Source organism: Flavobacterium sp. F52 (genome assembly GCF_000278705.1).
Classification (GTDB): Bacteria; Bacteroidota; Bacteroidia; order Flavobacteriales; family Flavobacteriaceae; genus Flavobacterium; species Flavobacterium anhuiense.
In genome coordinates this window covers 135,011-149,331 of the sequence record NZ_AKZQ01000006.1, presented here as the reverse complement: position 1 = coordinate 149,331, position 14,321 = coordinate 135,011, and the positions used below count along the sequence as shown (strand labels likewise).

At 33.2% G+C, this 14,321-nt stretch carries 13 protein-coding genes and 2 pseudogenes; 11 read left to right on the top strand and 4 right to left on the bottom strand.

Annotated features, from left to right (window positions below; genetic code table 11):
• Window positions 1-72: 72 nt before the first annotated feature.
• Together FF52_RS02205 and FF52_RS02200 are read right to left on the bottom strand one after the other, a co-directional pair.
• On the bottom strand, window positions 73-1,236 hold the full coding sequence (locus FF52_RS02205; RefSeq protein WP_035690656.1) for a hypothetical protein: 1,164 nt from the start codon (window positions 1,234-1,236) through the stop codon (window positions 73-75).
• 169 nt (window positions 1,237-1,405) lie between these two features.
• The gene (locus tag FF52_RS02200) at window positions 1,406-1,756 is read right to left on the bottom strand and encodes a 4Fe-4S dicluster domain-containing protein (protein WP_008462559.1); all 351 of its coding nucleotides are present in this window, start codon (window positions 1,754-1,756) and stop codon (window positions 1,406-1,408) included.
• A gap of 193 nt (window positions 1,757-1,949) precedes the next feature.
• On the opposite strand from FF52_RS02200, the gene FF52_RS02195 reads away from it, so the two are divergent.
• The 6 genes from FF52_RS02195 to FF52_RS02170 all read left to right on the top strand — a co-directional run bounded on the left by FF52_RS02195 (window position 1,950) and on the right by FF52_RS02170 (window position 6,922).
• Window positions 1,950-3,023 carry an acyl-CoA reductase gene (locus FF52_RS02195; RefSeq protein ID WP_008462557.1) on the top strand — a complete coding sequence of 358 codons (1,074 nt, stop codon included), beginning with the start codon at window positions 1,950-1,952 and terminating at the stop codon, window positions 3,021-3,023.
• Window positions 3,024-3,116: 93 nt separating this feature from the next.
• A complete protein-coding gene (serC, locus tag FF52_RS02190) occupies window positions 3,117-4,187 on the top strand; it encodes a 3-phosphoserine/phosphohydroxythreonine transaminase (RefSeq protein WP_008462556.1) in 1,071 nt (356 codons plus the stop codon).
• A gap of 142 nt (window positions 4,188-4,329) precedes the next feature.
• Window positions 4,330-5,280 carry a D-2-hydroxyacid dehydrogenase gene (locus tag FF52_RS02185; RefSeq protein WP_008462554.1) on the top strand — a complete coding sequence of 317 codons (951 nt, stop codon included), beginning with the start codon at window positions 4,330-4,332 and terminating at the stop codon, window positions 5,278-5,280.
• Between the two features lie 102 nt (window positions 5,281-5,382).
• Window positions 5,383-5,946, top strand: coding sequence for a DUF937 domain-containing protein (locus FF52_RS02180; RefSeq protein WP_008462553.1), 564 nt, complete (start codon window positions 5,383-5,385; stop codon window positions 5,944-5,946).
• Between the two features lie 202 nt (window positions 5,947-6,148).
• A complete protein-coding gene (locus FF52_RS02175; RefSeq protein ID WP_008462552.1) occupies window positions 6,149-6,589 on the top strand; it encodes a DUF6146 family protein in 441 nt (146 codons plus the stop codon).
• Between the two features lie 30 nt (window positions 6,590-6,619).
• Entirely contained in the window at window positions 6,620-6,922 is a 303-nt protein-coding gene (locus tag FF52_RS02170) for a DUF6787 family protein (protein WP_008462551.1), read from the top strand.
• Window positions 6,923-6,928: 6 nt separating this feature from the next.
• On the opposite strand, the gene FF52_RS02165 is transcribed toward FF52_RS02170, so the two are convergent.
• Window positions 6,929-7,216, bottom strand: coding sequence for a hypothetical protein (locus FF52_RS02165; RefSeq protein WP_008462550.1), 288 nt, complete (start codon window positions 7,214-7,216; stop codon window positions 6,929-6,931).
• 318 nt (window positions 7,217-7,534) lie between these two features.
• On the opposite strand from FF52_RS02165, the pseudogene FF52_RS23840 reads away from it, so the two are divergent.
• From FF52_RS23840 to FF52_RS02150, 4 genes and pseudogenes are all read left to right on the top strand, one after another.
• Window positions 7,535-7,747: pseudogene (locus FF52_RS23840) on the top strand (ATP-binding cassette domain-containing protein); the annotation flags it as partial.
• A gap of 216 nt (window positions 7,748-7,963) precedes the next feature.
• Window positions 7,964-8,413: pseudogene (locus FF52_RS23835) on the top strand (ABC transporter ATP-binding protein); the annotation flags it as partial.
• 120 nt (window positions 8,414-8,533) lie between these two features.
• The gene (locus tag FF52_RS02155) at window positions 8,534-9,298 is read left to right on the top strand and encodes a TIGR02757 family protein (protein ID WP_008462548.1); all 765 of its coding nucleotides are present in this window, start codon (window positions 8,534-8,536) and stop codon (window positions 9,296-9,298) included.
• A gap of 191 nt (window positions 9,299-9,489) precedes the next feature.
• Window positions 9,490-10,836, top strand: coding sequence for a DEAD/DEAH box helicase (locus tag FF52_RS02150; protein WP_008462547.1), 1,347 nt, complete (start codon window positions 9,490-9,492; stop codon window positions 10,834-10,836).
• A 147-nt stretch (window positions 10,837-10,983) separates the two neighbouring features.
• Here the strand turns inward: FF52_RS02150 and FF52_RS02145 are convergent, their stop codons facing one another.
• The gene (locus FF52_RS02145) at window positions 10,984-12,096 is read right to left on the bottom strand and encodes a lactonase family protein (RefSeq protein ID WP_008462546.1); all 1,113 of its coding nucleotides are present in this window, start codon (window positions 12,094-12,096) and stop codon (window positions 10,984-10,986) included.
• Between the two features lie 251 nt (window positions 12,097-12,347).
• On the opposite strand from FF52_RS02145, the gene FF52_RS02140 reads away from it, so the two are divergent.
• Window positions 12,348-14,276, top strand: coding sequence for a vWA domain-containing protein (locus FF52_RS02140; RefSeq protein ID WP_035690595.1), 1,929 nt, complete (start codon window positions 12,348-12,350; stop codon window positions 14,274-14,276).
• The last annotated feature ends 45 nt before the right edge of the window (window positions 14,277-14,321 follow it).

Here is a 14,321-nt window from a genome sequence, read left to right as displayed (position 1 = left end):
TCGACTCTGCCCAGTCTGACCAAACAAAAAATCCTGAGCGTTATGTTCAGGATTTTTCATTTCTATTTATAATTACAATTTAAACTCTAATGATGCGATGATTGCTTTTTCTTCGTCGGTTGCTGTAAATCCTGAAATATCCCAATAATTGGTCAAGATTTTGTTTTTCTTATTGAAAAGTGATTTTTCTTTAAAGACATCACTGTCGTTATAGGTGAAATTTTGTTTATTGAAACCTGTTGTTACAAAACTATTTCTTATCTGGACATTTTTAGTTTTATCCTTTAAAACAATATTATAACCAATTTCTTCATTCGAACTCAATACATAATAATCGGTTCCATCCCATCTATAATTTACTTTTACAAATGATTTTGTTAAGTTTTTTTCGCCTTCTTTTGTCTTTTCTTCCACTTTATCGAGAGTTGCAGGCGAAGTTGAAATCGTAAATTCTACAATAATTTTTTTCAAAGGATCATAAATGATTTCAAAATTATCAATTGCTTCTTTGGCCTTGTCCAACGGAACAACTGACATTACGTAGTAATCTTTGTTTTTCGAATGTCCTTTTATTGTAAAATCGTATGCTTTTTTTGACTTTGAATCTAATAATGGATCAAAATATTTAAAATTCGAATAATTCTCCATTATATTATTAAGGTTATAGCCCTTTAAATCAGCACTTACATCTGCTTCTAATAATCCGTAGGAGCGATTTTGTTCAACCAATAAAGTGGTTGCATTATTATTTTTATCAAATTGAAAATTTACCAATCCATCATTATAGTAGGTATACTGATTGTCAAGCATAAAAAACTCTCTAACATATACTTTTTGTCTATGAGAGATACTTATTTTCTTTATAGAATTGTTAACCAATTTCTGCAGTATTTTTTCAGGAGATTCCTTAGACAAAACTACTTCATCTAATTTATTGTTTTTACTCTTTAAATAAATAACAAATTTTTGCTCTCCATTTAAAGAAGTCCAGCGTACAGTCAAATCTTCATAATTAGTTTCAGAAACCTGAACGTTAGATCCGCCGGTCAGCATAAAAGTAACTTTTCCTTCTTCATTGCTCAATAAAATCTGTTGGGTTTTCATTATTTTAACCGTAGCATTTTGTATTGGCTCCAAAGTTTCTATATCCTTAACAATAATAGAATATTCTTCCTTTTGTGCAAAAACGCTTACATAGCTGAGCAAAACAACAAATAAAAGTAGCAATCTCTTCATAGGCATTGTTATTTTTTCAACTAAAGTATTATTTTTTTAACAATTAACCAATAGCCTAAAAATAAAACATTCACTATCAAGAAACTGACTTTTTAAAATACCTGAAATCAGGGTAAAAAAAAATCCTGAACCAAAAGGTTCAGGACTATATTTTAAATACAAAGAAAAATTATTCAGCATGCAAAAATGCTTGTCTCTGCAATAAAGTTTCTTCGTCTTCAACATGATTATCATCAGGAACGCAACAGTCAACAGGACAAACAGCAGCACATTGCGGCTCATCGTGAAAACCTTTACATTCTGTACATTTTCCTGGTACTATATAATAGATTTCGTCAGAAATTGGAGTCTGCGCATCATCTGCGTCAACTTCAGTTCCGTCAGGTAATACAATTTTTCCAGAAAGACTTGTTCCGTCTTTATATCTCCAATCATCTGCTCCTTCATATATTGCTGTATTTGGGCACTCTGGTTCGCAAGCCCCACAATTGATGCATTCGTCAGTTATAATAATTGCCATCTTTTTTAGTCTTAAAGTTTAAAAGTCACAAAGTATAAAGCCATAAAATCTGTCATAAAGTTTGAAAGTATTTAAAGTAAAAATATTAAAGTCTTTTCAACTTAGGACTTTCGACTTTCCACTTTTGTCTTTCGACTTAATTATGCTTATTTTTGTGCAAAATTACAATCAAAACAATTCATAAACAAACATTATGACATTAGAAACAAAAAAAAGTGTTTTTGTTGAATTAGGAAAATTTTTAAGTCAGTTTTCTGAAGGTGGTTCTGTCCAAAAATCTGACGTTTTATATAACGACATCTTTTTTGAAGATTTCGAAAATCTAATTCGCCTTTCACAATCTCATAATGGATGGTATACTCCAGAACAAGTATATTTCTCGATACAATCTTGGGCAGAAGCTTTAACAAAAGAAAATATAGACAAATGGCTTTCGGCTTATTCCTTCGACTCCGATCAGGATGACAAAAATGGAAAAACTGTTGCTCTGATTTTAGCTGGAAATATACCTTTGGTAGGTTTTCATGACTTTTTATCAGTTTTAATAACAGGAAATAAAGCTTTAATCAAAACTTCATCAAATGATCAGCATTTATTGCCCTTTTTGGCTAAATATTTAATTGCTGTTGATGAAAACCTAAAAGACAGCATCACTTTTGTAGAAGGGAAACTGGAAAACTTCGATGCTGTAATTGCCACTGGGAGCAACAATACTTCTCGTTATTTCGAATATTATTTTAAAGACAAACCGTCAATTATTCGTAAAAACAGAAATTCGGCTGCGATTTTAACTGGAAAAGAAACCAATGAAGATTTAGAAGCTCTTGGTGAAGATATTTTCAGATATTTTGGTTTAGGATGTCGAAATGTTTCAAAATTGTATATCCCAAAAGACTATTCTTTTGATGCATTTTTTCAAGCAATGTTCAAATATCAAGACGTTATTCACTATGAGAAATACGCTAATAATTACGATTATAATAAAGCTGTATTTTTAATGAGCAATTTCAAATTATTAGATAACGGATTTTTGACTTTAAAAGAAGATTCGAGTTATGCTTCGCCAATTTCGAGCGTTTTTTATGAATACTACGAAAACCTTGATGAGCTAGAAAAACGTCTTCAGGAAGACACAGATCAAATTCAATGCATTGTAAGCAATAATTTAACCCCAAACAGTATTGCATTTGGAGAAACCCAAAAACCTCAATTGTGGGATTACGCAGATAATGTCGATACTATAACGTTTTTGTTAACAACAAAGTAATAAATTGTTTAATTATTTCGAATATTTTAACGCTTTTTCGGCTCTTATTACCGAAATTTGCGTCTTTAAAATTTTCGACTATTAACAACAACCATGAAAAAACACAACTACAGCGCAGGACCAAGTATTTTACCTCAGGAAGTTTTTGAGAAGGCATCAAAAGCAATTTTAAATTTTAATGATTCAGGGTTATCTATCCTTGAAATCTCGCACCGAAGCAAAGATTTCGTTGCAGTTATGGAGGAAGCTCGTTCCCTTGCTTTAGAATTATTAGGACTTCAAGGAAAAGGTTATCAGGCTTTATTTTTACAAGGTGGTGCAAGTACAGCTTTCTTAATGGCACCATACAACCTAATGAAAGAAAACGGAAAAGCAGCTTATTTAGATTCAGGTACGTGGGCAACTGCGGCGATCAAAGAAGCGAAACTTTTCGGTGAAACTGTTGTCGTAGCTTCGTCAAAAGAAGACAATTATACTTATGTTCCAAAAGGTTACGAAATTCCAGCTGATGCTGATTATTTCCACTGCACAAGCAACAATACCATCTTTGGAACTCAAATGAAAGAATTCCCATCAACAAATATTCCTGTTGTATGCGATATGAGTTCTGATATTTTTTCACGCGAATTAGATTTTTCTAAATTCGATTTAATCTATGCTGGAGCTCAAAAAAATATGGGACCTGCTGGAACTACATTAGTGGTAGTTAAGGAAGAAATCTTAGGCAAAAACGGAAGAACAATTCCTAGCATGCTAGATTATAGCAAACACATCAAGGCAGAAAGTATGTACAATACTCCATCTGTATTTGCTGTTTATGTGTCTCTTTTAACCTTACAATGGATTAAAGAAAAAGGCGGAATTGCTGCTGTTGAAAAATTAAACAACGCAAAAGCAGAATTACTTTACGCTGAAATCGACAGAAATCCATTATTTAAAGGCGCTGCAAAAGTAGAAGACCGTTCAAATATGAACGTAACTTTCTTGTTGACAAACCCTGATCATACTGCAACTTTTGATACTTTATGGAAAGAAGCAGGAATTTCAGGATTACCTGGACACCGTTCTGTAGGTGGTTACAGAGCTTCAATCTACAACGCTATGCCAATTGAGAGCGTTCAGGTTTTAGTTGACGTAATGAAAGCATTAGAAACTAAAGTTTAATCTTTTTTCGGTTAATCGTTAATTTGCTTAACTGTTTAATCGTCAAAACACTTGCTTTAAAATATCAAAAAAAAGAAAAATCAAATAGTTGGTTATCGATTAAACAATTAAACGATGAACCAAACAAACAATAAACACAACAATGAAAGTATTAGCAAATGACGGAATTTCTAAAAGTGGAATTCTAGCCTTAGAAAAAGGCGGTTTTGAAGTTATCACTACAAAAGTAGCTCAAGAACAAGTAGCTAACTATATAAATGAAAACAACATTGACGTAATTTTAGTTCGTAGTGCGACTAAAGTTCGTAAAGATATCATCGATGCATGTCCTGGCATCAAAATCATCGGTCGTGGTGGTGTTGGTATGGACAATATCGATGTGGACTACGCAAAAAGTAAAGGAATCCATGTAATTAATACCCCTGCTTCATCTTCTGAGTCTGTTGCGGAATTGGTATTCGGACACTTATTTTCTGGTGTACGTTTTTTACATGATTCTAACAGAAATATGCCTCTTGAAGGAGATTCAAACTTCGAAGGTTTGAAAAAAGCATACGCTAACGGAACTGAATTAAGAGGAAAAACTTTAGGTATTGTTGGTATTGGCCGTATCGGGCAAGCTACTGCAAAAATGGCTCTTGGTCTTGGAATGAAAGTTATCGCTGCAGATAGTTTTATTCCTGAAGTAGACGTAAAAGTTGAATTTTTCGACGGACAGTCAATCACAACTACAATTGTTTCTCAATCTTTAGAGTCTTTATTTAAAGAAGCAGATTTCATCACATTGCACGTTCCTGCTCAAGATGGATACATCATTGGAGAAAAAGAACTTGCCATCATGAAAGACGGTGTTGGAATCGTAAACTGTGCTCGTGGTGGTGTTATTGATGAAGTAGCTTTAGTAAAAGCTTTAGATTCAGGAAAAGTTGCTTTTGCTGGTTTAGACGTTTTCGAAAGCGAACCAAAACCAGAAATGGCAATTTTAATGCATTCTAAAATCTCTTTAACTCCTCACATCGGAGCTGCGACAGGAGAAGCACAAGATAGAATTGGTACAGAATTAGCATCACAAATCATTACTTTGTTAAGCTAATTAACTATATTTAAATTACATAGAAGGGATTTATTAACACAGTTTAATAAATCCCTTTCTTTTTTTGTTTAAATTTGATTGATAATCTAAACCCTAAATATCATGTTTGAACAATTAACCCAATTAGTGCAGCAATACGGAGGCGATGCTGTGGTAAACAATAGCGCTGTCCCAAATGAACATAATGACGCCGTAATAAGCGAAACAAGCAATTCTATTTTTGAAGGATTAAAAAAGATTGTTTCTGAGGGAAACACAGATCAGATTGCCGGATTATTTAATGGAAATTCTCCAATAGACAGTTCAAATCCTGTTGTTCAGCAAATCCAACAGCAATTAAGCGGAAGTCTTGGAGAAAAATTTGGTTTAAGCAGTGCAGATTCAAATGGAGTTGCCTCCAATTTGATTCCACAGATATTAGGCTCTTTAGTCAATAAAGCAAAAGATCCAAACGATAGCAGTTTTCAAATTTCAGATATTATAAATTCCATTTCTGGTAACAGCGGACAAGCTTCTGGAATAATGGATACCATTTCTAAATACGGAATGCAATTTGGACTTGACCAAAACAACGACGGAAAAGTTGATGTGGCAGATGTTCTTGTAGTAACCAAAAGCAAAGGAGGAATTGCAGGTTTTATTGGAAAACTTTTTGGAAGTAAATAGTTAAGATACTAAGACCCTAAGTCTCTCAGATACTAAGTTTTTAAAGCTGTTTGCGAAGCAAACAGCTTTTTACTTTTATGCACACAACCAAAAAATAAAGCTTAGAAGCTTAGCACCTTAGAAACTTCAAAAGAATGTTAAACCTTTGTTACTTTGAGCCTTTGCCTCTTTTAACCTGAAAAAATATTCGTAAATTTATAAGATGAAAAAATGTATTTCCATATTAATTGTTTTACTTATAATTGTTGCATGTTCTACAACTTCGCAGAATATTGCGAGCGCTAATACTGCATCTACATCAAGTAAAAAAATAAGTGATACTGTTAGAATTGCAAACGACTCTCTTGAATATGAAGTAATAATTATCGATAATGGATTTAGCACTTGGCTTGCATCAAGAGCTTATCCAAGAAATTATTATTCATTACAATATCTTGAAAATAAAAACTATTTGTATGTAACCGAATGGAATAATCGTGTCCTACAACCGCAGCGTTACAATCCAAATTTATACGAAATGTCAATTAACTATCGTCCTGACATTCATTATGGCTATGAAGTAAATTACCTAATTTACAATTACATGATTTATTTCCAAAATACTTACAAACAAAAGCTTTGGGGTAACGTTCCTTCAAGATAATATACTATATTTGTAATCATTACAAATAGTATGGACAGATTAAAAAAACGCTGGGGAATCACCTCAAATTTACAAGCCGTTATTATATTTATCGTTTTTGCCATCACAGGATCGGCATCTGCTTGGCTGTCTAAACCTTTCTGCGTTTGGCTAGGAATTACCAAAGAAGATTTCGGAGGTTGGTTTACGCTTATTCGTCTTATTATTATCTTCCCAATTTATCAGGTTTTATTGGTTGCTATAGGAACTGTTTTTGGGCAATTTAAATTCTTTTGGAACTTCGAAAAGAAGATGCTTAAAAATATGGGACTTGGATTTCTATTTAAAGATTAGACTTTCTCAATTTTGCTTTGAGAAAAAATAAGTATAAATCCATGTCAAAGTAAAAGAAGGAATAACATCTGTAAAAGGAATAATCTCTTCCAGAAATGTCAAAACCCCAGCAACCTTCCCTACTCTCCCTTTGTACATTTTAGCCATAATTATACCTGCAATTGGCGCCCAAACAACATCTGAGAATTCACCCAAAAACGGAATCGAGAAAGAAATCATACCAATTCCGTCCAAAACCAATCCGATGATTAATTTTGACATTCTGTTATCTTCTACAACTTCTAAATCTTGCATAACACATTCGTTTTTAAGTTAATCGAAATTAAAAATAATTCCCTAAAGTGGTTTTACTTATTATTAAATTTAATTTCCAACATTCCCATATCAATTTACGTACCGATTTTAGATTTTAGATTTTAGATTTTAGATTTTAGATTTTAGATTTTAAAAATCGCTTCGCTCTTTTTAGAATTTGGCATTTATTTTGAAATTTCCACATTGAATTTTGATATTGACTTTTGATATTGACTTTTGATATTGACTTCTGATATTGATTTTTGTAATTTGATATTGATTATAATCTTCGTTTCTTTGTAAAAACAGTTTCAGTACATGATACACGCAAAAAACATACATAAATTCTACGACAAACTTGAAGTTCTAAAAGGAGTCGATCTACATATCAAAAAAGGTGAAATTGTTTCTATAGTTGGTGCTTCGGGTGCTGGTAAAACGACATTATTGCAGATTTTAGGAACTCTTGATAAACCAGACCATAATCCAGATTCATCTCTGACCATTAATGGTAAAAACGTTTTAGAGCTCCAAAATATTAAAAACGATAACTCTAACCAAGAAAAAGCATTTAAAATCATTACTTGGTTGGGAGCACTTTATTTTGTTTTATTGGCTGTGTTTTTATTGTTTTTTAGAAGTAAAATAGAAAACGATATTTTCGGTTACGGCACTTGGGCAGTAATCCTCACACCGACTTTACTATTGTTATTTTACTATAATCGCTACTTCAAAAAGAAAAGCAGACAAGACAAAGTTTTATCCGATTTTAGAAACCTAAACTTAGGTTTCATTTTTCAGTTTCACCAGCTTTTGCCTGAGTTTACAGCTTTAGAAAACGTTTGTATTCCAGCTCACATTGCAGGTAAAAAAACAGCCGAAACCGAAGAAGAAGCAAAAAAACTCCTTTCTTATCTCGGTCTTTCACATAGAATCAACCACAAACCTAACGAACTCTCAGGCGGTGAACAGCAGCGTGTAGCGGTTGCGAGAGCTTTAATCAATAAACCAGATGTCATTTTTGCTGATGAACCTTCAGGAAATCTGGACACACATTCTGCAGAAAACTTACATCAATTGTTTTTTCAGCTTCGAGATGAGTTCGGACAAACTTTTGTTATTGTAACCCACAACGAAGAATTGGCAAACATGGCTGACAGAAAATTAGTTATGGTTGACGGTCAAATTAGCAATTAAAATAATCAGGAGCTAATTCCTGCTGTCCGCTATATCTTTTCCTGGCTAAAGAAGCCAGAAAAAGGATGCCGCTCCCATCAGGGCTAGGGCACTCGAATACATTAGAAGATTTCATTTAAAATGAACCAAAAAGAACTCAAAGAATTTCTAGACGAAAAAGTCATTCAATATAACAATCAGGATTTTATAGAAAGTGATCCCGTACAGATTCCACATCTTTTTAGCAAAAAAGAAGATATCGAAATCGCTGGTTTTCTTAGCGCATCAATTGCTTGGGGAAACCGTAAAATGATCATTAAGAATTCGCATAAAATGATGGAACTAATGGGGAATACACCCTACGATTTCGTCATGTCGCATTCTGATGAAGATTTGGCAAGACTTGAAACTTTTGTTCACAGAACTTTCAATGGAAATGATTTTGCTGGTTTTATAAAAGGCTTAAAACATATCTACCAAAACCACAACGGACTAGAATCTGTTTTTGCCAAAAATCAAGAAAAAGACAGTTTGCAGAAAAGCATCAGCGAATTCAAAAAAATATTCTTCGAAACAGATCATTTAGTTCGAACTCAGAAACATATTTCAGATCCGTTAAACAATTCGGCGGCGAAGAGAATCAACATGTATCTGCGCTGGATGGTGCGCCAAGATGCAAAAGGAGTCGATTTAGGAATCTGGAAAAGCATTTCACCCTCTGTTTTATCTTGTCCGCTAGACGTTCATTCTGGAAATGTAGCGCGCAAACTGGGAATTCTTTCGCGTAAGCAAAATGATGCAAAAGCTTTATTGGAATTAGACACTAAATTAAGAGAAATGGATGCGCAAGATCCTGTAAAATACGATTTTGCTTTGTTTGGACTAGGGGTTTTTGAAGGCTTTTAATCTTTTAAGATCTAAAAATATACAACTGTCAGGCTGAGCGGAGTCGAAGCCCATGCTCCAATCGTTGCGCTCTTCTCCCGAAGCCTCGGGATCGCCCAGAGTGACATTCAAAGTGGCAATACGATATCAAAAATTACAAATTCAACAAAAAACCACGAATTTAACGTACATTTGCACAAAAATTAAAGCAAATGAGCACTTTCGAAAAATTTAATCTTCCAAAATCATTACAAAAAGCAGTTGACGAATTAGGATTTGTTACGCCTACTCCTATTCAAGAAAAATCTTTTTCTGTAATCATGTCTGGACGTGATATGATGGGAATTGCACAAACGGGAACCGGTAAAACATTTGCTTATTTATTACCTCTTTTAAAGCTTTATAAATTCACTCATACCAATACGCCAAAAATTGTAATTCTAGTTCCAACACGCGAATTAGTAGTTCAAGTGGTTGAAGAAGTAGAAAAACTGACGAAATATATGTCGGTTAAAACTCTAGGAATTTATGGAGGCGTAAACATCAATACACAGAAAAAAGCCGTTTACGAAGGTGTTGACATTTTAGTTGGAACTCCTGGACGTACAATGGATTTAGCTCTTGATGCTGTTGTTCGTTTTGACGAAACACAAAAACTGGTTATCGACGAGTTTGACGAAATGCTGAATTTAGGTTTCAGACCACAGCTGACTTCGCTTTTTGCGATGATGAAACCTAAACGTCAAAACATTCTGTTCTCTGCAACGATGACAGACGAAGTTGATGATTTATTAAATGATTATTTTGATTTTCCTGAAGAAGTGACATTAGCACCATCAGGAACGCCTCTTGAGAAAATTACGCAACTTACTTATAATGTTCCAAATTTCAATACAAAAGTAAATCTGTTGAAACATTTATTGGAAACCGATGAAAGCATGAGCCGTATTTTGGTTTTCGTAAACAACAAAAAGATTTCAGATATGCTTTTCAATCGCATTGATGAACTTTTTGACGGGCAATTTGGTGTGATTCACTCCAACAAATCTCAAAATTATCGTTTGAGTACAATGGCTGAGTTTCAAGAAGGAAATCTTCGCGGCTTAATTACAACCGATGTTATGGCAAGAGGTTTGGATATTTCTAACATTACACACGTAATTAACTTCGAACTTCCAGAAGAACCTGAATTGTACATGCACAGAATTGGCCGTACAGGTCGTGCAGATGCAACAGGAACAGCCATTAGTTTTGTTACTCCTAGAGAAGAAGAATTCAAAATAGCAACGGAACTTTTAATGGATCAAGAGCTTGAAATAGCTGATTTTCCTGAAGAAGTTGAAATTTCAGAAAAACTTATTGAAGCTGAAAAAGATAAATTACCAAGAAAGTTTTTATTGAAAAAACCGAAGCTGGAAGGCGAAGGCGCTTTTCACGAAAAATCTAAAAAGAACCAGAAAGTCAATCTTGGAGGTCCTTCAAAAACCAAAAAGAAAACACATGGTTCGGTTAATCGAAATATGTTGAAAACAAGAAATGAAAAGAAGAAAAAAAAATAACATTTTTTTTTTTAGATGCTAAGCTACTAAGTTGCTAAGATTCTAAGTATTTTATATGACATTAAAAAAGGGTAAAGATTCGCTGAATCTTTACCCTTTTTTAAAGCTTAGAAGCTTAGTATCTTAGCAACTCAGAACCTTTTTTTACTATATTTTCGTAAACAACAATCCCACTGGCGAACACAACTGTATTCTTCTGCCAGTATCTACAATCTTTCCTGTTGCGATATCTCTTTTAAAAATAACTATATCATTAGTATATTGATGGCCTACTAAAAGGTAATTTCCTGTTGGATCAATTGCAAAATCACGTGGACCTTTTCCTAATGTGCTTTGCTGTTCTACTAATTCCAAACTTCCTGTTTTAGAGATTTTGTAAACCGAAATAGCATTTGCATCAACACGGTCTGAAACGTATAAAAAATTTCCATCAGGTGAAATTTTGATTGCAGCTGCACCCGTTCCGCCTTTAAAGTCTTTTGGAAGAATGCTTGTTTCAGCAACTACTTTTAAACTTCCAGTTTTATCCCAGCTTAGTGTTGTTAAAGTTCCATCCAATTCCTGAACTAAATACACAAATTTTCCGTCTTTACTGAAAGTTAAGTGTCTTGGTCCGCTTCCCGGTTTTACATCAACACTACTTTTTAAAGTCAGAATTTCATTTTTTGAAGTTGGGTTGTATTTATAAATAAACACTTTATCTAAACCTAAATCATTTGACAAAACAAACTTTTTGTCTGGAGAAAACATAACCATGTGCACATGCGCCTTTTCCTGACGAGCTGCATTTGGTCCTTTTCCTTCATGTTGAATAAGTTGTTGTTTTTCTGTAATGCTTCCATCTGGATTTTTCTTAAAAACAACAATGCTTCCACCAGAATAATTGGCAGCAATTACATTTTTATCATCATTAATTAAATGGCAAGGATCTGCTCCAAAAGAATCATTTTTATTTAAAAGATTGATTTTGCCCGTTTGCGAATCATATGAAAAAGAACTTACTGTACTTTGTGTCCCGTTTTCGTTTACAGCATAAATAAATTTATTATCTGCAGAAACTGATAAATAGCTCGGACTAACAACATTCTCTGAAGAACTTTTTAATTTATAATCACCTGTTGTAGCATCAAATTCATACACATAGATTCCGTTGCTTTGGCAAGTATTGGTATAAGTTCCAACCAGTAAGTTGAATTTATTCTGAGCTCTAACCGCGGTTATTGATAAAGCTGAAAATAATACTAGATACATTTTTTTCATAGTTTATTTTTTGTTTTTGTGAATTAGCTAAAATAAGTAATAATATTTGTTTGAAGGAGCTTCTAAGTTACAAAGAAATTACAAAAGTTACATTTTTTGATAGTTTTCTTGCTAGTCAAAACATTTTCAATTCATAATTGACAATTAACAATTCATAATTCTCCTACTTATATGGTTTAATAATTTTAATTTGTATTTTTGACCAGCATCTTCGCGAAAAACAAAACGTAGTGAAGTAAATTGAAGCCAGAATGCATTTTAAACATCCCGAAATTCTATACTTTCTGTTTTTATTGATCGTTCCAATTTTGGTACACTTATTTCAATTAAGACGATTCAAAACTTCCTATTTTACCAATGTACGCTTCTTAAAAGAACTTGCTATACAGACTCGTAAGAGTTCTAAAATCAAAAAACGTCTTTTATTGGCCACTCGTTTGCTGTTGCTTACCTGTGCCATTATCGCCTTTGCTCAGCCTTTTTTTGAAGCTGCCGACAGTAAGAACGCTTCAAATGAGATGTATATTGTACTGGATAATTCTTTCAGTATGCAAGCAAAAGGCAAAAAAGGAGAATTATTAAAAAGAGCCGTACAGGAATTGCTTGAAAACACTCCAGAAAACACACAATTTTCACTTTTAACCAACACTGAAAATTTTTGGAATACGGATATAAAATCTTCTAGAAGTGCTTTACAAAATTTAAAATACAGCGCTTCTCCTTTTGACATTTCAGCAATTACAGCTAAAATAAAAGCTCATAAATCGGCTCATAAAAAAGATATTGTCATTATTACTGATGCTGTCGGTTTAAAGGAAGCAGCTATTCAAAATATAGATTTCGAAGAAAAACCATACTTTATTGTTCCTGAAGCGGAGCAAAAAAACAATGTCTCAATAGACAGCGTTTACATCAATCAGACTTTAGAAAACTTTTACGAAATCGGAATTAATCTATCAGCTTATGGTGAAGATTTCAAACCTGTTTCAACGGCGCTTTACAATCAAAACAAACTGATTGCCAAAACTATTGTCAATTTCGACGCGAAGAAAAAGAAAATCAATTTTACCATTCCTAAAGAAGCTTTTCACGGATATGTAACAATTGAAGACAATGGTTTAACTTATGATAATAAATTGTTTTTCAGCATTTCAAAAAATAAAAAAACAAACGTTATCAGCATTGGTGAACCTGAAAAAAGCAATTTCTTATCCAGAATTTACACTTCCGCAGAATTCAATTATAACAATTATCCAATCGGTTCTTTAGATTATAATAGTTTAGAAAAACAAAATACTATTATTTTAAATGAACTGGTTGATATTCCGCAAGCATTACAAACCACTTTAAAGGCTTTTGTTTCTAAAGGAGGAAATTTAGTTGTGATTCCATCCGAGAAAACTTCTCTTTCAAGTTTAAACGCTTTATTGGGTAATTTTGGAAAAATACAATTCGGAAATTTAGAAACCAACAGTAAATTAATCACTAAAATTAATTTTGATCATCCTCTTTTTTCAGGCGTTTTCGAAAACAAAATAAGCAATTTCCAATACCCAAAAGTAAACAGTTCGTTTGCCGTGTCGAGTTCATATCCTGCTGTTCTTTCGTTTGAAGACCAGACTGCTTTTGTAACCGCTGTTCAAAATCAGGTTTCTGGAGTTACGGTTTTTACAGCTCCGATTAATAGTGCCAATTCTAATTTTCAGCAATCGCCTTTAATTGTCCCATTGTTTTATAAAATTGCTCAAAACAATCAGAAAACTGGCGTAAATGCTTTAACAATAGGAAACAATCAGCCTTATTTTGTTGATGTTCTTTTGACTAAAGATGCTATTTTGGAAGTAAAAGGAACAGAAGATTCGTTTATACCCGTTCAGCAGATTTTAAACAATAAAGTCAAATTAACCTTTAATGGTTTTCCTGAAACAGCAGGAAATTACAGTGTTTTTGACAAAAAAGAATGGGTAGAAAACATCAGTTTCAATTACAAAAGAACCGAAAGCGATTTAAGCCAAGTAAACACCAATGTAGTTTCTGATTTCAAAACTGCCGATACGATTTCGACCATTTTCAATACGTTACAAACTGAACGAACCGACAGCCAAATTTGGAAATGGTTTGTTATCTTTGCACTGTTATTTTTAGCATTAGAAATGGCAATCATAAAATTTGTAAAATAGGTTTCTCGTTTTCTAAAACGTCTTACTTTTTACAAAAATCATTTT